This window comes from Micromonospora sp. Mcm103, from assembly GCF_024519755.1.
GTDB classification, from domain to species: Bacteria; Actinomycetota; Actinomycetes; order Mycobacteriales; family Micromonosporaceae; genus Micromonospora; species Micromonospora aurantiaca.
On record NZ_JALJRJ010000025.1, the window covers coordinates 22,794 to 40,131 of the forward strand.

Genomic DNA, 17,338 nt, shown 5'->3' on the forward strand with positions numbered 1-17,338 from the left:
CATCAGGCCCCTCCCATCCGGGCGTCCCGTTGTGCGGCCATCGTGCTGGGCAGTCCCCACAGTTGTACGAATCCCTTCGCCAGCGACTGGTCGAACGTGTCGCCGGTGTCGTAGGTGGCAAGGCCGAAGTCGTAGAGGCTCGCCTCGGAGCGCCGGCCGGTGACGACCGCCCGGCCGCCGTGCAGGCGCAGCCGTACCTCGCCGGTGACGTGCCGCTGGGCGTCCTCGATGAACGCGTCCAGCGCGCGCTTCAGCGGCGAGAACCAGAGCCCGTCGTAGACCAGCTCACCCCACCGCTGGTCGACGCCGCGCTTGAACCGGGCGAGATCCCGCTCGACTGTCACCGCCTCCAGTTCCTGGTGGGCGGTGATCAGGGCGAGCGCGCCGGGCGCCTCGTAGACCTCGCGGCTCTTGATGCCGACCAGCCGGTCCTCGACCATGTCGAGCCGGCCCACGCCGTGCGCCCCGGCCCGCCGGTTCAGCTCCCGGATCGCCTGGTAAGGGGTGACCGTCTCGCCGTCGATGGCGACCGGTACGCCGCCGTCGAACGTGATCACCAGGTCGTCCGGGTCGCGTTCCGACGCCGGGTCCTCGGTGTACGCGTAGAGGTCCTCGACCGGGGCGTTCCAGATGTCCTCCAGGAACCCCGTCTCCACGGCCCGGCCCCACAGGTTCTGGTCGATCGAGTACGGCGACTTCGCCGACACGTCAATCGGCAGCCCCTTCTCCTCGGCGTACGCGATCGCCTTGTCCCGGGTCCAGGCGAAGTCCCGGGCCGGCGCGACGACCTTCAGGTCCGGCGCGAGGGCGGCCAGGCCGACCTCGAACCGGACCTGGTCGTTGCCCTTGCCGGTGCAGCCGTGCGACACGATCGTGCCGCCGTGGGCACGCGCCGCCGCGACCAGGTGCTTGACGATCAGCGGCCGGGACAGCGCGGACACCAGCGGGTAGCGGTCCATGTAGAGGGCGTTGGCCCGGATCGCCGGCAGGCAGTAGTCGGCGGCGAACTCGTCGCGGGCGTCGACCACCTCGGACTCGACGGCGCCGCAGTCGAGCGCGCGCTGCCGGATCACGGCCATGTCCTCGCCGCCCTGGCCGACGTCCACGGCTACCGCGATCACCTCCGCGCCGGTCCGCTCGGCCAGGTACGGGATCGCGACCGAGGTGTCCAGGCCCCCGGAGTACGCGAGCACGACCCGCTCGGTCACGAGGTGCCCCCTTCGACTGTGTCGTCGCGGCGGGCCCACGCGGCGAGCCGCTCGCCCAGCGCGGCGCCGCCGTCGGCCTCGCGGGCCACGACGAGGATGGTGTCGTCGCCGGCGATGGTGCCGACGATCTCGGTCAGGCCGGCCCGGTCCAGCGCGCTGGCGAGGTACTGGGCGGCGCCCGGCGGGGTGCGCAGGACCGCGATGTTGCCGCTGGAGTCGACGCCGTTCAGCAGCTCACGCAGCAGCCGGACCAGCCGGGCCGGTGCGCCCTCGGCGTCGCGCAGCGGCCGGTGCCCGTCCTCCGGGATCAGGTAGACGCCGCGCCCGTCGCCGCCCCGCGCGGTCACCGCTCCCAGTTCCTTCAGGTCGCGCGACAGCGTGGCCTGGGTGACCTGGATGCCGTCCCCGGCGAGCCGGTCGGCCAGCTCGGTCTGCGAGTGGATGGGGGTGTCGCGGATCAGCTCGACGATGCGGGCGTGCCGCGCGGCGCGGGTCAGCGGAGCGGTCATGCGGATTCCTCCAGGAGAAACGTCAGCAGCGCCTTCTGGGCGTGCAGCCGATTCTCCGCCTGGTCGAACACCGCGCTGTGCGGGCCGTCGAGCGCCTCGTCGGTGATCTCCTCGCCCCGGTGGGCGGGCAGGCAGTGCAGCACGATCACGCCGGCGTCGGCGTGGCCGAGCAGCGCGGCGTTGACCTGGTACGGCAGGAACGGGGTGATCCGGTCCAGCCCGTCGTCCTCCTGCCCCATCGACGTCCAGGTGTCGGTGGCGACGACGTGCGCGCCGCGCACCGCCTCGACCGGGTCGGTGAACAGCTGCACCGACCCGCCGGTGGTGGCGGCGATCTTCTCGGCGCGGGCCACGATCTCCGGGTCCGGCTGGAACCCCTCCGGACCGGCGATCCGCACGTGCATCCCGGCGGTCGCCCCGGCCAGCAGGTACGAGTGGGCCATGTTGTTCGCCGCGTCGCCCACGTACGTCACGATCCGCCCGGCGGTGCCGCCGAAGCGCTCCCGCACGGTGAGCAGGTCGGCCAGCAGCTGGCAGGGGTGGTACGTGTCGGTGAGCGCGTTCACGACGGGCACCGTGGCGTGCTCGGCGACCTCGGCGATCCGGTCGTCGCCGTGGGTGCGCAGCACGATCGCGGCGACGTAGCGGGACAGCACCCGGCCGGCGTCGCCGAGCGTCTCGCCCCGGCCGAAGTGGGTGACCTGGGTGTCCACCACGAGCGGGTGCCCGCCCAGCTCGGCGATGCCCACGTCGAACGAGATCCGGGTACGCAGGCTCTGCTTGTCGAACAGCACCGCCACCGACTTCGGCCCGGTCAGGGGCTGGTGCGCGTACCGGTCGGCCTTCATCCGGGCGGCGAGGTCGAGCACGGCGGCCTGCTCGGCGGGCGTGAGGTCGTCGTCGCGCAGGAAGTGGCGGATCATGCGGGAGCCTCCGTCGGGGTCGTGGCGTCGGGCGCGGCGGCCTCGGCGGTCGTGGCGATGCCGGCCGGCGCGGCGGCGTCGGTGGAAGGGGCCGGCGCGGCGGCGGACAGCGCGGCCGGCAGCGCGGCGAGGAACGCGTCCGCCTGCGCGGCGGTGAGGATCAGCGGCGGGGCGAGCCGGACCACGTCCGGCTGCACCGGGTTGACCAGGAAACCCGCCTCGCGCAGCGCTGCCGCGGCGGCGGCGGAGACCGGCTCGTCGAGCACGATGCCGAGCAGCAGCCCGGCGCCGCGCACCTCGCGGACCAGCGGGTGCCCGAGCGCCTCGACGCCGCGCCGCAGCCGCTCACCGACCCGCTTGACGTGATCGAGCAGACCCTCGTGCGCGATCGTGGAGACGACAGCGAGCGCGGCGGCGCAGCTGACCGGGTTGCCGCCGAACGTGGTGCCGTGCGAGCCCGGGGTGAGCAGGTCGGCGGCCCGGCCGAAGGCCAGGCAGGCGCCCAGCGGCAGCCCGCCGCCGAGACCCTTGGCGAGCGTGACGACGTCCGGCTCGACGCCCTCGGCCTGGTGGGCGAACCAGTGGCCGGTCCGGCCGACGCCGGTCTGCACCTCGTCCAGCACCAGGAGCGCGCCGTGCGCGGCGGTGATCCGCCGGGCCGCGGCCAGGTAGCCGGGAGGCGGGACGACCACGCCGTTCTCGCCCTGGATCGGCTCGATGATCAGCATGGCGGTGTCGCCGGTGACGGCCTCGGCCAGCGCGGCGGCGTCGCCGAACGGCACGTGGGTGACGTCGCCGGGCAGCGGGCGGAACGGGTCGGCCTTCGCGGGCTGCCCGGTCAGCGCCAGCGCGCCCATGGTCCGGCCGTGGAAGCCGCCGTGGGTGGCGACCACGTGCCGGCGGCCGGTCAGCCGGGACAGCTTGAACGCGGCCTCGTTGGCCTCCGCGCCGGAGTTGGCGAAGAAGACCCGGCCCGGGCGTCCGGCCAGCGCGAGCAGCAGTTCGGCCAGCGCCACCGGCGGCTCGGCGACGAACAGGTTGGACACGTGCCCGAGCGTCGCCACCTGCTTGCTGACGGCGGCCACCACCGCCGGGTGGGCGTGGCCGAGCGCGTTGACGGCGATGCCGCCGAGCAGGTCGACGTACTCCCGGCCGGTCTCGTCGGTCACGACGGCGCCGGAGCCGGAGACGAGCGCCAGCGGCGGCGTGCCGTAGTTGTCCATCATGGTGGCGTTCCACCGCTGCACGAGCGTGCTCATGACTCGATCACCATCGTTCCGAAGCCCTCCGACGTGAACACTTCCAGCAGCGTGGAGTGGGCGACCCGGCCGTCGACGACGTGCGCGGCCGGCACTCCCCCGCGCACCGCCCGCAGGCAGGCCTCCATCTTCGGGACCATGCCCGACTCCAGGGACGGCAGCAGCTTCGCCAGGTCGTCCGCGGTGATCTCGCTGATCAGGCTGGACGTGTCGGGCCAGTCGGCGTACAGGCCGGGCACGTCGGTCAGCACGACGAGCTTGCGGGCGTCCAGCGCCACGGCGAGCGCGGCGGCGGCGGTGTCCGCGTTGAGGTTGTGCAGCACCCCGTCGGCATCAGGCGCGACTGTCGAGATGACCGGGATCCGGCCGGCCGCGATCAGGTCGGTCACAGCCGAGACGTTCACCGACTCCACGTCGCCCACCTGGCCGACGTCGACCGCTTCCCCGTCCACGTACGCGGGGCGGCGCACCGCGGTGAACAGCCCGGCGTCCTCGCCGGAGAGGCCGACCGCGTACGGGCCGTGCGCGTTGATCAGCCCGACCAGTTCCCGGCCGACCTGACCGACCAGGACCATCCGGACCACGTCCATCGCCTCCGGGGTGGTGACCCGCAGGCCGCCCCGGAACTCACTGGCGATGCCCAGGCGGCCGAGCATGGCGGAGATCTGCGGGCCGCCGCCGTGCACCACTACCGGCTTCAGGCCGGCGTAGCGCAGGAACACCATGTCGGCGGCGAACGCCCGCTGGAGTTCGGGGTCGACCATGGCGTTGCCGCCGTACTTGACCACGACCGTGGCGCCGGAGAAACGGGCCAGCCAGGGCAGTGCCTCGATCAGCGTGGCGGCCTTGGCCTGGGCCCGGGTGAGGTCAGCACTCAAGTTCATGTGGAATAAGCCGAGTTCTCGTGGACGTACGCGTGGGACAGGTCGTTGGTCCAGATGGTGGCCGCGTCGGTGCCGGCGTGCAGGTCGATCCGGACCGTGACACCGCGGCCGGTGAGGTCCACCTTGGCGCGGTCCTCGGCGGCGGCGCCGCCCCGGCACACCCAGATGCCGTTGACCGCGACGTCCACGCCGTCCGGCTCGAACACGGCGGCCGTGGTGCCGACCGCGGCGAGGATCCGGCCCCAGTTCGGGTCGTTGCCGAACAGCGCGGTCTTCACCAGGTTGTTGCGGGCCACCGTGCGGCCCACCTCGACCGCGTCGTCCTCGCTCGCCGCGCCGACCACCTCGATCGCCACCTCCTTGGTCGCGCCCTCCGCGTCGGCCAGGAGTTGCTGGGCCAGGTCGTGGCAGGCGGCGGTGACCGCGGCGGTCAACTCCTCGGCGGTCGGCTCGATGCCCGAGGCGCCGCTCGCGAGCAGCAGCACCGTGTCGTTCGTGGACATGCAGCCGTCGGAGTCGATCCGGTCGAACGTGATCCGGGTGGCGGCGCGCAGCGCGGCGTCCAGGGCATCAGGCCCGGCCACCGCGTCGGTGGTGAGCACGCAGAGCATGGTGGCCATGGCCGGGGCGAGCATGCCCGCGCCCTTGGCCATGCCGCCGACGGTCCAGCCCGTACCCTGCGCCACAGTCGTCTTGGGCCGGGTGTCGGTGGTCATGATGGCCTCGGCGGCCGCCGGGCCGCCGTCGCGGGACAGGCCGCGCACCGCATCGCGTACGCCGGGAAGCAGTTTGTCCATCGGCAGCCGCTCGCCGATCAGGCCGGTCGAGCACACAGCGACCTCGCCCGCGCCGACGATCAGCCGGGCGTTCGCCGCGGTGATCGCGGCGGCGGTGTGCTCGGCGGTGGCGTGGGTGTCCTGGAAGCCGGCCGGGCCGGTGCAGGCGTTCGCGCCGCCGGAGTTCAGCACCACGGCGCGCACGACGCCGCCGTGCACGACCTGCTGGCTCCACAGCACCGGCGCGGCCTTGACCCGGTTGGCGGTGAAGACACCGGCCACACCGGCGTCCGGGCCGTCGTTGATCACGAGGGCGACGTCGGCGGCGCCGGAGGACTTCAGTCCGGCCGCGACACCTGCGGCGCGGAACCCACGGGGGACGGTGACGCTCACGGGGCCACTCCAAACACGGACAGACCGGTGGTCTCGGGGAGACCCACCATCAGGTTGGCGTTCTGCACGGCCTGGCCGGCCGCGCCCTTGCCCAGGTTGTCGATAGCGCTGACCACGATCACCCGGCCCGAGTCGACGTCCACAGTCGCCTGGAGGTGGCAGGAGTTCGACCCGGCGGTGGCGGCGGTGTGCGGCCACGATCCTTCGGGCAGCAGGTGCACGAACGGCGCGTCGGCGTACGCGGCGGCAAGCACCGCGCGCGGGTCGGCGTCGCCGGTGGGCACCGCGGTGACTGTGGACAGGATGCCCCGGGGCATCGGCGCGAGCACCGGGGTGAAGGACAGGCCGGTCGCGCCGGTGGCCTGCTTGATCTCCGGCACGTGCTGGTGCGCGCCCACCTTGTAGGGGGTCAGGTCGCCCATCACCTCGCTGCCGAGCAGGTGGGCCTTGGCGGCCCGGCCCGCCCCGGAGGTGCCGGAGGCGGCGACCACCACCACGTCGTCGGGGCGTACCGCGCCTGCGGCGATCAGCGGCGCCAGCGCCAGCGTGGTCGCCACCGCGTAGCAGCCGGTGCTGGCGACCCGCGTCGCGGCGGCGATCTCGGCCCGCTGCCCGGGCAGTTCGGGCAGCCCGTAGGTCCAGGCGCCGGCGTGCTCGCCGCCGTAGTAGCGGGACCAGGCGCCGGCGTCGCGCAGCCGGTGGTCCGCGCCGAGGTCGACCACCTTGACCGAATCGGGCAGCGCCGCGGCGAGCGCCGCGGACTGCCCGTGCGGCAGGGCCAGGAAGACCAGGTCCGCGTCGGCGAGGGCCGCCGGTTCGGTCGCGGCGAACACCAGGTCGAGGCCGGCGAGGTGCGGGTGTACGGCGCTGACGGGCTGACCGGCCTGGCTGTGTGCGGTGGCGGTGATCAGCTCGAACTCGGGGTGGCCGGCGAGCAGGCGCAGCAGTTCGCCCCCGGCGTATCCACTCGCCCCGGCCACGGCAACCCGAATGCCCATACCCACCTCCGCATGACTATGCAGAGAAGAGTACCGGTCGAGGCAGCGCCACCGCAAGGTCATACGGCGCGTTGCATAGCCATGAGACGACGTTCACCAGCGGCTCGCGTGGGCCGGCGTGTTAATAGGGGCCCCCTCCTCTACCGGAGGCGTTAAGAGGGGGCCCCTCCTTTCATGCGCCGCGCAGGGTGGCGCCGAAGCGCTCGGCGGCAACAGCCACCGCCGCGTCGCGCGCCGCCACCGCCTCCTCGCCCGCGAGGGTCCGGTCCGGGGCGCGGAACGTCAGCTTGTACGCCAGCGACTTGCGTCCCTCGCCGAGCTGCACGGAGGTGTAGACGTCGAACAGGCGGACGTCCTCCAGCAGCGCGCCGGCGCCCTCGACCAGCGCCGCCCGCACCTCGGCCGCCGGCACCGCGTCGTCCACCACCAGCGCCACGTCGATCAGGGCCGGCGGGAACGTGGAGATGGCCGGGCCGGCCGCCAGCGGGGCGGCGGGCAGCGCGTCCAGGTCCAGTTCCATGGCGCTGGTACGCCGGGGCAGCTCCAGCGCGGCCAGCACGGCCGGGTGCAGCTCACCGGCGTGGCCGACGACCACGTCGTCCACCACCAGTTCGGCGCAGCGGCCCGGGTGCCAGGGCGCCCGCTCGCCGGCCCGTACCGTCACCCGGTCGGCGGGGATCCCGGCGGCGTCGAGCACCGCCCGGCCCGCCTCGACGGCGTCCGCCCAGCCGGCCGTGCGGCCCGCGCCCCACCAGCCGGCCGGTTCGATCTCGCCGGTGAGCGCCACCGCGACGTGCCGCGGCTGGGCGGGCACCACCGCGTCGGCGGCGGCGAACTCCTCGTCGGTGGGCCGCCGGTCCACGCCCATCGCGGGCGGGGCACCGGCGCCGGGGCGCGGGTGGAAGACCGTGCCGATCTCGTAGATCGCCACGTCTCGCTGGCCCCGGCCGACGTTGCGCTTGACGATGCCGAGCAGCGGGCCGAGCAGCGTGGTGCGCAGCAGCGGCTCCTCCTCCGACAGCGGGTTCGCCAGCCGTACCGCGGGGCGGCGCGGGTCGTCGGCGGGCAGGCCGAGCTGGTCGACCAGCTCCGGCGCGACGAACGGCTGCGCCAGCACCTCGACGTAGCCGCGCTCGGCGAGCGAGCGGGCGACGGCCCGGCGGCGCTGCTGCTGCCAGGTCAGGCCCCGGCCGGGCGGCGCGGTGGGCAGCACCGACGGCACCCGGTCGTAGCCGTCGAGGCGTACCACCTCCTCCACCAGGTCGGCCGGGTCGGTCAGGTCGGGCCGCCAGCTCGGCGGCGTCACGGTCAGCACCTCGCCACCCCCGGCGGCGGAACCGCCACCGGTGGTCGTGCCGGCGCTGCCCGGGTCCTCGGCGAGGCGGTCGGCGCCGCGCGTGACGGTGCAACCGACCTGCTCCAGCATCTCCACCACCCGGTCCGGCGAGTACGTCACGCCGACCCGCCGCGAGGGCAGGTCCACCGGCAGCGTCACCGGCGTACGCGGCACGACGTGGTCGATGTCGAGCACCTCTTCGCCCGCGGTGCCGCCGGCGAGGTCGGTGAGCAGCCGGACCGCCTTCTCCAGCGCGACCAGCGGCAGCGCCGGGTCGACGCCCCGCTCCCACCGCTTCGCGGCCTCGCTGAACAGCTTGTGCCGCCGCGCGGTACGGCCGACGGTGGCCGGATCCCAGTGCGCCGCCTCGAACAGCACGTTCGTGGTGGAGGCGAGCACCTCGCTGGTCTCGCCGCCCATCACCGCCGCCAGCGAGATCGGACCCGAGTCGTCGCAGATGACCAGGTCCTCGGCGGACAGCGTGCGGTTGACCCCGTCCAGCGTGGTCAGCTTCTCCCCCGCCTCGGCGCGGCGTACCACGAGCGTCCCGGCGATCCGGTCCGCGTCGAAGGCGTGCATCGGCTGGCCGAGTTCGAGCATCAGGTAGTTGGTGATGTCCACGGCGAGCGAGATGCTGCGCACCCCGGCCACAGTGAGCCGCTGCCGCATCCAGCCGGGCGTCTCCACGGTCGGGTCGACGCCGCGCACCATCCGCGCCGCGAACCGGTCGCAGCCGACAGTGTCGCGGACCTCCACCGGGTACGCGGGCTCGGCGGTCGCGCCGGGCGCGGGCGCGTCGGCCGGGTCGCGGAACGGCACGCCGAGCGCGTGCGACAGCTCCCGGGCGATGCCGCGCACGCTCAGCGCGTACCCGCGGTCCGGGGTGATCTCCATCTCGACCACGACGTCGTCCAGGCCGACGACGGGCCGGGCGTCGTCGCCGGGCTGGGCCTTGACGTCCTCGGGCAGCACGACGATGCCCGAGTGGTCGTCGCCGAGCCCCAGCTCCTGCGCCGAGCAGATCATGCCGTGGGAGTTGCGCCCGTACGTCTTGCGCGCGCCGATCGCGAACCCGCCGGGCAGCACACCGCCGGGCAGGATCACCACGACCTTGTCGCCCACGGCGAAGTTACGCGCCCCGCAGACGATCTCCTGCGGCTCACCGGTGCCGTTCGCGGCGCCGACGTCGACCCGGCAGAAGCGGATCGGCTTCTTGAAGCCGGTCAGCTCCTCGATCTCCAGGACCTCGCCGACGACCAGCGGGCCGGTGACCGACTCGCGCAGGTCCACCACGGACTCGACCTCGATACCGAGGTCGACCAGCGCCTGCTCCAGGTCGCCGGTGGGCAGGTCGGCCGGCAGGTCCACGTACTCCCGCAGCCAACTGACAGAGACTCGCATGACTGTTAAACCACCGTTCCCGTAGCTCAGGCGCCGAACGCGCGGGTGAACCGCACGTCGCCCTCGGCCATGTCCCGCATGTCACTGACGCCGTGCCGGACCATCACGGTCCGGTCGATGCCCATGCCGAACGCGAATCCGGAGTAGACCTCCGGGTCGATGCCGCAGGCGCGCAGCACCCGCGGGTTGACCATGCCGCAGCCGCCCCACTCGACCCACTGCGGACCGTCCCGGTGCTCCGGGAACCACACGTCGAACTCGGCCGACGGCTCGGTGAACGGGAAGTAGTGCGGCCGCCAGCGCGTCTTCGCGCCCTCGCCGAACATGGCCCGGGCGAAGTGGTCGAGCGTGCCGCGCAGGTGCGCCATGGTGATGCCCTTGTCCACCACCAGGCCCTCGACCTGGTGGAAGACGGGCGCGTGGGTGGCGTCCAGCTCGTCGGTGCGGTAGACCCGGCCGGGCACCACCACGTAGATCGGCGGCTTGCGGCTGAGCATGGTGCGCGCCTGCACCGGCGACGTGTGGGTACGCAGCACCAGGCCACTGCCTTCGGGTGCGATGTGGAACGTGTCCATCAGGCCGCGCGCCGGGTGGTCGGCCGGGATGTTCAGCGCGTCGAAGTTGGTCCACTCCAGCTCGACCTCGGGGCCCTCGGCCACCTCGTAGCCCATGCCGATGAACAGGTCACTGATCTGCTCCATCAGCACGCTCAGCGGGTGGCGGGCGCCGCGCGGCCGGCGGTCGTACGGCAGGGTCACGTCGACCCGCTCCTCGACCAGCACCCGCGCGGCCCGTTCCCGGTCCAGGATCTCCTGCCGGGCGGCGTACGCGGACTCGATGGCCCGGCGGGCCTCGTTGACCCGCTTGCCGGCGTCGGCCTTCGCGGCCGGCGGCAGCGCGCCGATCTCCCGGCGCGCCAGCGACACCGGGGACCGGTCACCGAGGTGCGCGGGGCGCAGCGCGGTGAGCGCGTCCGGGTCGGCGGCCTCGGCGAACGCCTTCTCGGCGTCGGCCACTGCTCCGGCCAGGGCGTCCGGGTCGAGCAGGGCGACCTGCTTCGGGTCGTACGGATCGTTGCGGTAGCTCATGGTGAACGGGCACTCCCTCACGGCGGCGCCGACCCTCGCGGGTGGCTAGGCGAGTCTACGGACGCGCGGCTTCGCCGCAGCCCGCCGGTGGGGAGTCGTGCAGGGGGAAGGGTCAGGCCCGCCGCCCGCCGACACCGGCGGGCTGGCTAAACGAACGCCGTGGCGCGTTCATGACGAGGCGGACTCCCCTGCTGTCTCTCGCGCGCCCCGGGGGACACGCAGTGCTCTGGCGGAAGAATACAGGCAGACGGCGGCCGCCGCAGCCAGGTTCAGGCTCTCCGCGCGCCCGTGCAGCGGCACCCGGACCCGGGCGTCGGCGGCGCCGGTCAGCTCCTCGGGCAGGCCGTGCGCCTCCGAGCCGAACAGCCACGCGGTGGGGGCAGCCAGCCGTCCCGAGTCGGCGAGGTCGTCCAGGTCGCTGTCGCCGTACCCGGTGGTGGCCAGGATCTCCAGGCCGGCGGCCCGCAGCGCCTCGACGGCGGCGAGCGGGTCGGCGGCGCGCACCACGTCGACGTGGAAGAGGCTGCCGGCGGAGGCCCGCACGCACTTGCCGTTGTAGGGGTCGACCGCCTCGCCCGCGAACACCACAGCGCCCGCACCGGCCGCGTCGGCGGTGCGCAGCACGGTGCCGGCGTTGCCCGGGTCGCGGATCCCGGCGAGCACCGCTACCAGTCGCGGCCCGTGCGCGAGGGCCTGCTCCAGGGGTACGTCGAGGTGCCGGCACACCGCCACCAGGCCCTGCGGCGCGACGGTCTCGGCCAGCGCGGCCAGGGCGTCGTCGGTCACCTCGGAGACGGGCACGTCGGCCCGGGCGGCCGCGGCGGCGAGGTCGGCGTACCTGTCGAGCGCCGCCGGGGTGCCGAACAGCTCGACCACGGTGCCGGTGCGGGCGAGCGCCTCCCGGACCGCCTGCGGCCCCTCGGCCAGGAACCGGCCGGCCTGGTCGCGGTCGCGCCGGCGCTGCAGCCGGCGGGCCGCCACGACCCTGGGGGTACGCGGGGTGAACGGTCCGGGAACGGCGTCGAGGCGCCTCCCCTGCGAACGTGACTGCATGGGAGACGCCTCGATCTGCCGTACGGGGTGGGTCAGGCGGCCTGAGCCGCGGCGCCACCGGTGCCCTCGGCCGCCACGGCGGCGCGAGCCAGCTCGACGATCGCCGCGAACGAGGCGGCGTCGTTGACGGCCATGTCGGCCAGGATCTTCCGGTCGACCTCGATGCCGGCCAGGCGCAGGCCCTGGATCAGCCGGTTGTAGGTCAGACCGTTGGCCCGGGCGCCGGCGTTGATCCGCTGGATCCAGAGCTGCCGGAAGTCGCCCTTGCGGTCGCGACGGTCCCGGTAGGAGTACTGCATCGAGTGCAGCACCTGCTCCTTGGCCTTGCGGTACAGCCGGGAGCGCTGACCGCGGTAACCGCTCGCGGTCTCCAGCAGGGTACGACGCTTCTTCTGGGCGTTCACAGCCCGCTTGACGCGTGCCATCTCAACTCCTTCTTCGGTTCAGGTGGCTCGCGTCAGCGGCCGAGCAGCTTCTTGATGCGCTTGGTGTCGGCCTTGGCCAGCTCGACGGTGCCGGTCAGCCGACGGGTCTGGGTGCTGGGCTTCTTCTCCAGGTTGTGGCGAAGGCCGGCCTGCTGGGCAACGATCTTGCCCTTGCCGGTCACCTTGACCCGCTTGCCCATACCCGTGTGGCTCTTCATCTTCGGCATTGGAACGTCTTCTCCCCTGTTACTGGCCGCTGGTCTCAGCGGTCGTGCCGGTCTCGCCGGCTGCTGCGGTGTCGCCGGCCGCCGGGGTCTCGCCGGCCGGAGCGGCCGGTTCCTCCGCCGCCCGGTCGCGCGGTCCACCGCGGGACGCCGTGGCGGCGACCGCGGAGGCCTTGACGGCCCGGTGCGGAGCGAGAACCATGATCATGTTTCGGCCGTCCTGCTTCGGCGCGGCCTCGACGTATCCCAGGTCCGTGATCTCGGACTCGAGCCGGCGCAGGAGCCGGTAACCCAGCTCCGGGCGGCTCTGCTCGCGACCGCGGAACATGATCGTCACCTTGACCTTGTCGCCGGCCTTGAGGAACCGCACCACGTGACCCTTCTTGGTCTCGTAGTCGTGCGGGTCGATCTTCGGCCGGAGCTTCATCTCCTTGATGACGGTCTGCTGCTGGTTACGCCGCGCTTCGCGCGCCTTGAGTGCGCTCTCGTACTTGAACTTGCCGAAGTCCATGAGCTTGCACACCGGCGGGCGCGCCATCGGCGCAACCTCGACCAGGTCCAGGTCGACGTCCGCGGCCAGCTGCAGGGCGCGCTCCAGCGGGACGATGCCCACCTGCTCACCCTCAGGACCGACCAGTCGGACCTCACGTGCCCGGATCTGCTCGTTCACGCGTGGTTCGACGCTGATGGGGCCTCCTCGAGTCGAGTCTCCTACGGTGCCGACTCCGTGGGCTCCCGGGTGGGAGCCGACCCGGAAAGCAGAAGGCCCCGGCGTATGCCAGGGCCCACTCGACCGGTCGGCACGATCACAGGATCGCGCATCCGGCGTCGGGACATGCCCGAAACCGGGGACCGGACCCGGCCACCGTGGCGGCGACTCGGGTGGGAGCGGGCGCTCCGCTTCTCGACCGCCCGCGCGTCAGGGACGGGGGCAGTCTGGTCGACTCCGCAACACTACACCCTCGGCCCAGGTCCGCCCAAACCGGGCTCGCAGGTCAGCGGGGTGCCGACTGGCCGGCGGACAGCGCCGCCAGGTGCGCCTGGTGCAGGCGGCGCAGCGCGCGCACCGCCTCGACCGCGCTCTCCTTGTCGGCGGCCTGCAACGCGACCATCGGCAGCAGGTCGTCGTCGTGCAGCTCCAGGCTGGCCCACGGTGCGCCCCGGTCGAACCGGACACCGCGGACGACCTCCCACGGCAGCTCGTACGAGCTGAACACGTTGCGCACCCGGACGCCCTTGGCGTCGGCGATCACCCGGGGGCGGGTGAACAGCAGGAAGCCGAGCGCGCCGAAGACACCCAGGCCGATCATGGCGAACTGGTCGCCGCGCTGGAACGTGCCGTAGCCGTTGCCGGTGGCGCCGGTCAGCGACGTCGCGACGAGGCTGAACACCACGATCAGCGTGACGGCCGACACCCAGCAGACGACCCGGACGCGGCGGGGTCGCACGGTCACCACGGAATCGCTCACCCGACCAGTCTGCCATCCGGTTCACGCGCGCCTTCGGCCGCCACACGGTCCGGGCCACGCCGGCGCAGGCCGGTGACCACCACGGCGAGCAGCGTGAGCAGGGCGCCGGCCAGCACCGGCAGCCGCACACCGGGGCCGCCGGGCAGGACCAGGTCGAGCAGCAGCGCGCCGCCGAGCTGCCCGGCCACCAGCGCCAGGCCGGTGCGCAGCACCCCGGCGGCGCGTACCCCGACCAGCAGCGAGAGCACGATGCCGACGCCGAGCAGGCCGCCGACGTAGAGCCACCACTGGCCGGGCCAGCGGGGCTGACTCGCGAGCGCGCCGGTGAGCGCCGCGACCGCGCCGATCACCACGGTGCTGACCGCGAAGTTGACGGCGAGCCCGGCCGCCGGGCCGACCGACGCGGCGACCCGCCCGTTGAGCGCGGACTGCGTCGCCACCGCCAGCCCGCCCAGGACGCAGAGCAGCACCAGCCCGACCGCCAGGTCGCCGACCGGGCGGCCGAGCTGCGCCAGCGCGACAGCGCCGACGCCGAGCACCGCCCCGCCGACCCGGGGCACTGTGAGCGGCATCCGGCCGGTCGCGGCCAGCCCGGCCCGGTCCACCGCGAGGCCGCCGAGGCTGCCGCCGGCCACCTGGGCGATGGTGAACACCGCCACCCCGAGCACCGGCACCACCACCGGCGCGACCAGCACGATCACCGCACCGCCGACCCCGCCCAGGTACGCCCACCACGGCAACCCGGAGCGGCGCAGCCCGGCCAGTCCGGCGCGCATCGAGGGCAGCGCCACGATCCCGGCCAGCACCAGCAGGCAGCCGCCGAGGTTGTTTACCACCGCGCCGAGAACCGGGGCACCGGTCCGCTCCCCCATCTCGGCGTTGACCGCGCCCTGGGCGGCCGACGCCACGCCGCCGGCCACCACCACGGCCAGCGCGGCCGGGAGCGGCAGCGGCTTCACAGCCGGCAGGCGTGGATGTTGGTGACCAGGATCGCGCGGGCGCCCAGCTCGTACAGCTCGTCCATGATCCGGTGCACGTCGTCGCGGAGCACCATCGCCTGCACCGCGACCCAGCCCTCCCGGTGCAGCGGCGAGACCGTCGGCGACTCGATGCCCGGGGTCAGCGAGCTGGCCCGGTCCAGCAGACCGGCCGGGACGTCGTAGGCGAGCATCACGTACCGGCGGGCCACCAGGACCCCGTGCAGCCGGCGCTGCAACTGCTCCTGCTGCGCGCCGCCGGTCGCGCCGGCGCGGCGGACCAGGACCGCCGAGGAGCGCAGCAGCGGCTCGCCGAAGACCACCAGGCCGGCCTGGCGCAGCGTCGCGCCGGTCTCCACCACGTCGGCGACCACGTCGGCCACGCCGAGGCGGATGGCGTTCTCCACCGCGCCGTCCAGGCGGATCACGTCGGCCTTGACGCCCAGCTCGGCCAGGTGCCGCTCGACCAGACCCGGGTACGCGGTGGCGATGCGGTGCCCGCCGAGCTGCTGGACGGAGGCCACGTCGTCGGGCCGGGCGGCGAACCGGAAGGTGGCCCGTCCGAAGTTGAGGTCGACGATCTCCTCGGCCGGCGCGCCGGAGTCGATCAGCAGGTCACGGCCGGTGATGCCGACGTCCAGGTCGCCGGAGCCGACGTAGGTGGCGATGTCCTTGGGGCGCAGGTAGAAGAACTCGATGTCGTTGGCCTCGTCCCGGCAGACCAGGTCCTTCGGGTCGGTGCGCTGGCGGTAGCCCGCCTCGCGCAGCATCTGGGCCGCCGACTCGGCCAGGGCGCCCTTGTTGGGTACTGCGACACGCAGCATGGGAGTGCTCCTTCGTTCGATCGGATGATCAGCGGACGGGCACTCACAGATGTCGGTAGACGTCCTTCAGTTCCAGGCCGGTGGCGAGCATCAGCACCTGCGCCTGGTAGAGCAGCTGGGAGATCTCCTCGGCGGCCCGCTCCGGGCCCTCGTGCTCGGCGGCCATCCACGACTCGGCCGCCTCCTCGACGACCTTCTTGCCGATGAAGTGCACGCCCTTGGCGAGCGCCTCGACCGTGCCCGAGCCCGGGGTGCCGGCGGCGGCCTTGGCCTGCAGCTCGGCGAACAACTCCTCGAACGTCTTCACGGAAGGCGATTCTTCCAGCCGCCCCGGGTGAGCACGCCCACCGGGTCCACCCGCGTCGTCCGGCTCACCTGGGCAGCGCGGCGAGGAAGTCCCGCACCGCGGTGGCGAACTCGGCGGGGCGCGCGGCCGGCACCGCGTGACCGGCCTCGACTGTCACCAGGCGGGCGGCGGGGATCCGGGCCGCCATCCGCGCCAGCTCGTGCTGCGGCAGGTGACTGGCGGGACCACCGGCCACCACCAGGGTGGGCGCAGTGATCTCGGTCAGCTCCTCCCACCACGTGGGAGGCGGGGCGTTGAGTTCCGCGACGACCGCTTCGCGGGCGGCCCAGTCATAGGGCAGCGGGCCGGCCGGCCGAGGTGGCAGCCGCAGGCCGAGCGGCACCGGTGGCGGCGGTTCGACGAGCACCAGCGCCGCCACCCGGTCCGGATACGCCCGGGCGAACAGATGGGCCGCCACCGCCCCCGAGGAGTGGCCCAGCATCACGACCCGGGGCAGCGCCAGGGCGTCCAGAAACGCCAGCACGTCGTCGCGGACCAGTTCCAGCGAGTAGGCGCCGGCAGGCCCGGTCGCGCCGTAGCCGCGCAGGTCGGGGGCGTACGTGCGGGTGGCCGAGCCGAGCGCCGCCGCGAGGGCGGCCCAGGTCTCCCCCGATCCGGCGCCGCCGTGCAGCGCCACGAGTGGGCGGCCGTCGGCCCGGCCCCAGGTCCGGTACGCCATCCGCAGCCCCGGCAGGTCCGCGTACCCGATCTCCGTCACCGCGGCAGTCAACCACAGCGGTGGGTCAGGCGAAGCCGACCCGGTGGGCGGACTGGGCGTCGAGGGCGCGGACGGCCAGGGCGGCGTCCAGCGCTGCCACCGTCGCCGACCAGCCCTTGTCCTCGGCCGAGCCGGGCAGCCCGGCCCGGTCCCGGGCCTGCTCGATGGTGTCGACCGTGAGCACACCGTGCGCCACCGGCTTGCCCTCGTCCAGCGCCACCCGGGTCAGCCCCTCGGTGACCGACTGGCAGACGTAGTCGAAGTGCGCCGTCGCGCCGCGGACCACCACGCCGAGCGCGACGACCACGTCGAAGCGGCGGGCCATCGCCTGGGCCACCACCGGCAGCTCCACCGAACCGGCCACCCGGGCCACCACGGCCCGCGCCCCGCACGCCTGCGCGGCGGCCACGGCCCGCTCGGTCATGTGGTCGGTCAGGTCGCCGTGCCACCGGGCGGCCACCACGCCGACGGTCATCCCGGCGGCGTCCACCGCGGTCACGCCCGGCTCACCGAAACCCGCCATCGCC

The 17,338-nt window shown here is 73.9% G+C and carries 19 protein-coding genes; all 19 read right to left on the minus strand.

Annotated features, from left to right (window positions below; genetic code table 11):
- Nucleotides 1-2 precede the first annotated feature (2 nt).
- A complete protein-coding gene (locus tag OC439_RS25765; RefSeq protein ID WP_262015695.1) occupies nt 3-1,208 on the minus strand; it encodes an argininosuccinate synthase in 1,206 nt (401 codons plus the stop codon).
- Entirely contained in the window at nt 1,205-1,717 is a 513-nt protein-coding gene (locus tag OC439_RS25770; RefSeq protein WP_262015696.1) for an arginine repressor, read from the minus strand. The genes OC439_RS25765 and OC439_RS25770 overlap by 4 nt, the downstream gene beginning before the upstream one ends.
- Nucleotides 1,714-2,640 carry an ornithine carbamoyltransferase gene (gene argF / locus OC439_RS25775; RefSeq protein WP_262015697.1) on the minus strand — a complete coding sequence of 309 codons (927 nt, stop codon included), beginning with the start codon at nt 2,638-2,640 and terminating at the stop codon, nt 1,714-1,716. Before argF ends, OC439_RS25770 begins: the two co-directional genes overlap by 4 nt.
- A complete protein-coding gene (locus OC439_RS25780; RefSeq protein WP_262015698.1) occupies nt 2,637-3,899 on the minus strand; it encodes an acetylornithine transaminase in 1,263 nt (420 codons plus the stop codon). The genes argF and OC439_RS25780 overlap by 4 nt, the downstream gene beginning before the upstream one ends.
- Nucleotides 3,896-4,783, minus strand: coding sequence for an acetylglutamate kinase (argB, locus tag OC439_RS25785; protein WP_262015699.1), 888 nt, complete (start codon nt 4,781-4,783; stop codon nt 3,896-3,898). The genes OC439_RS25780 and argB overlap by 4 nt, the downstream gene beginning before the upstream one ends.
- Entirely contained in the window at nt 4,780-5,952 is a 1,173-nt protein-coding gene (gene argJ, locus OC439_RS25790) for a bifunctional glutamate N-acetyltransferase/amino-acid acetyltransferase ArgJ (protein WP_194802844.1), read from the minus strand. The genes argB and argJ overlap by 4 nt, the downstream gene beginning before the upstream one ends.
- A complete protein-coding gene (gene argC, locus OC439_RS25795) occupies nt 5,949-6,950 on the minus strand; it encodes an N-acetyl-gamma-glutamyl-phosphate reductase (protein ID WP_262015700.1) in 1,002 nt (333 codons plus the stop codon). The genes argJ and argC overlap by 4 nt, the downstream gene beginning before the upstream one ends.
- Before the next feature lie 172 nt (nt 6,951-7,122).
- Nucleotides 7,123-9,687, minus strand: a complete 2,565-nt coding sequence (locus OC439_RS25800) for a phenylalanine--tRNA ligase subunit beta (protein ID WP_262015701.1) — start codon at nt 9,685-9,687, stop codon at nt 7,123-7,125.
- A gap of 26 nt (nt 9,688-9,713) precedes the next feature.
- Nucleotides 9,714-10,775 carry a phenylalanine--tRNA ligase subunit alpha gene (gene pheS, locus OC439_RS25805; protein WP_013474913.1) on the minus strand — a complete coding sequence of 354 codons (1,062 nt, stop codon included), beginning with the start codon at nt 10,773-10,775 and terminating at the stop codon, nt 9,714-9,716.
- A 168-nt stretch (nt 10,776-10,943) separates the two neighbouring features.
- On the minus strand, nt 10,944-11,828 hold the full coding sequence (locus OC439_RS25810) for a TrmH family RNA methyltransferase (RefSeq protein WP_262015702.1): 885 nt from the start codon (nt 11,826-11,828) through the stop codon (nt 10,944-10,946).
- Between the two features lie 32 nt (nt 11,829-11,860).
- Nucleotides 11,861-12,253, minus strand: a complete 393-nt coding sequence (gene rplT / locus OC439_RS25815; RefSeq protein WP_043324928.1) for a 50S ribosomal protein L20 — start codon at nt 12,251-12,253, stop codon at nt 11,861-11,863.
- Nucleotides 12,254-12,285: 32 nt separating this feature from the next.
- Nucleotides 12,286-12,480, minus strand: coding sequence for a 50S ribosomal protein L35 (rpmI, locus tag OC439_RS25820; RefSeq protein ID WP_007075851.1), 195 nt, complete (start codon nt 12,478-12,480; stop codon nt 12,286-12,288).
- A 19-nt stretch (nt 12,481-12,499) separates the two neighbouring features.
- Entirely contained in the window at nt 12,500-13,147 is a 648-nt protein-coding gene (gene infC, locus OC439_RS25825) for a translation initiation factor IF-3 (RefSeq protein ID WP_043324929.1), read from the minus strand.
- A gap of 325 nt (nt 13,148-13,472) precedes the next feature.
- On the minus strand, nt 13,473-13,946 hold the full coding sequence (locus OC439_RS25830; RefSeq protein WP_194802848.1) for a PH domain-containing protein: 474 nt from the start codon (nt 13,944-13,946) through the stop codon (nt 13,473-13,475).
- Nucleotides 13,943-14,905 carry a DMT family transporter gene (locus tag OC439_RS25835; RefSeq protein WP_262015703.1) on the minus strand — a complete coding sequence of 321 codons (963 nt, stop codon included), beginning with the start codon at nt 14,903-14,905 and terminating at the stop codon, nt 13,943-13,945. Before OC439_RS25835 ends, OC439_RS25830 begins: the two co-directional genes overlap by 4 nt.
- Entirely contained in the window at nt 14,902-15,747 is an 846-nt protein-coding gene (gene hisG / locus OC439_RS25840; RefSeq protein WP_262015704.1) for an ATP phosphoribosyltransferase, read from the minus strand. Before hisG ends, OC439_RS25835 begins: the two co-directional genes overlap by 4 nt.
- A gap of 43 nt (nt 15,748-15,790) precedes the next feature.
- Entirely contained in the window at nt 15,791-16,072 is a 282-nt protein-coding gene (locus tag OC439_RS25845) for a phosphoribosyl-ATP diphosphatase (protein WP_198039659.1), read from the minus strand.
- A gap of 46 nt (nt 16,073-16,118) precedes the next feature.
- Nucleotides 16,119-16,811 carry an alpha/beta fold hydrolase gene (locus OC439_RS25850; protein ID WP_262015705.1) on the minus strand — a complete coding sequence of 231 codons (693 nt, stop codon included), beginning with the start codon at nt 16,809-16,811 and terminating at the stop codon, nt 16,119-16,121.
- A 25-nt stretch (nt 16,812-16,836) separates the two neighbouring features.
- Nucleotides 16,837-17,334, minus strand: a complete 498-nt coding sequence (gene ribH, locus OC439_RS25855; RefSeq protein ID WP_091424378.1) for a 6,7-dimethyl-8-ribityllumazine synthase — start codon at nt 17,332-17,334, stop codon at nt 16,837-16,839.
- Nucleotides 17,335-17,338: the final 4 nt, after the last annotated feature.

Coding starts and splice junctions, on each gene's coding strand:
- OC439_RS25770 (WP_262015696.1), bottom strand. CDS start 1,717: ATGACCGCTCCGCTGACCCGCGCCGCGCGGCACGCCCGCATCGTCGAG.
- argF (WP_262015697.1), bottom strand. CDS start 2,640: ATGATCCGCCACTTCCTGCGCGACGACGACCTCACGCCCGCCGAGCAG.
- OC439_RS25780 (WP_262015698.1), bottom strand. CDS start 3,899: ATGAGCACGCTCGTGCAGCGGTGGAACGCCACCATGATGGACAACTAC.
- argB (WP_262015699.1), bottom strand. CDS start 4,783: ATGAACTTGAGTGCTGACCTCACCCGGGCCCAGGCCAAGGCCGCCACG.
- argC (WP_262015700.1), bottom strand. CDS start 6,950: ATGGGCATTCGGGTTGCCGTGGCCGGGGCGAGTGGATACGCCGGGGGC.
- OC439_RS25800 (WP_262015701.1), bottom strand. CDS start 9,687: ATGCGAGTCTCTGTCAGTTGGCTGCGGGAGTACGTGGACCTGCCGGCC.
- pheS (WP_013474913.1), bottom strand. CDS start 10,775: ATGAGCTACCGCAACGATCCGTACGACCCGAAGCAGGTCGCCCTGCTC.
- OC439_RS25810 (WP_262015702.1), bottom strand. CDS start 11,828: ATGCAGTCACGTTCGCAGGGGAGGCGCCTCGACGCCGTTCCCGGACCG.
- rplT (WP_043324928.1), bottom strand. CDS start 12,253: ATGGCACGCGTCAAGCGGGCTGTGAACGCCCAGAAGAAGCGTCGTACC.
- rpmI (WP_007075851.1), bottom strand. CDS start 12,480: ATGCCGAAGATGAAGAGCCACACGGGTATGGGCAAGCGGGTCAAGGTG.
- hisG (WP_262015704.1), bottom strand. CDS start 15,747: ATGCTGCGTGTCGCAGTACCCAACAAGGGCGCCCTGGCCGAGTCGGCG.
- ribH (WP_091424378.1), bottom strand. CDS start 17,334: ATGGCGGGTTTCGGTGAGCCGGGCGTGACCGCGGTGGACGCCGCCGGG.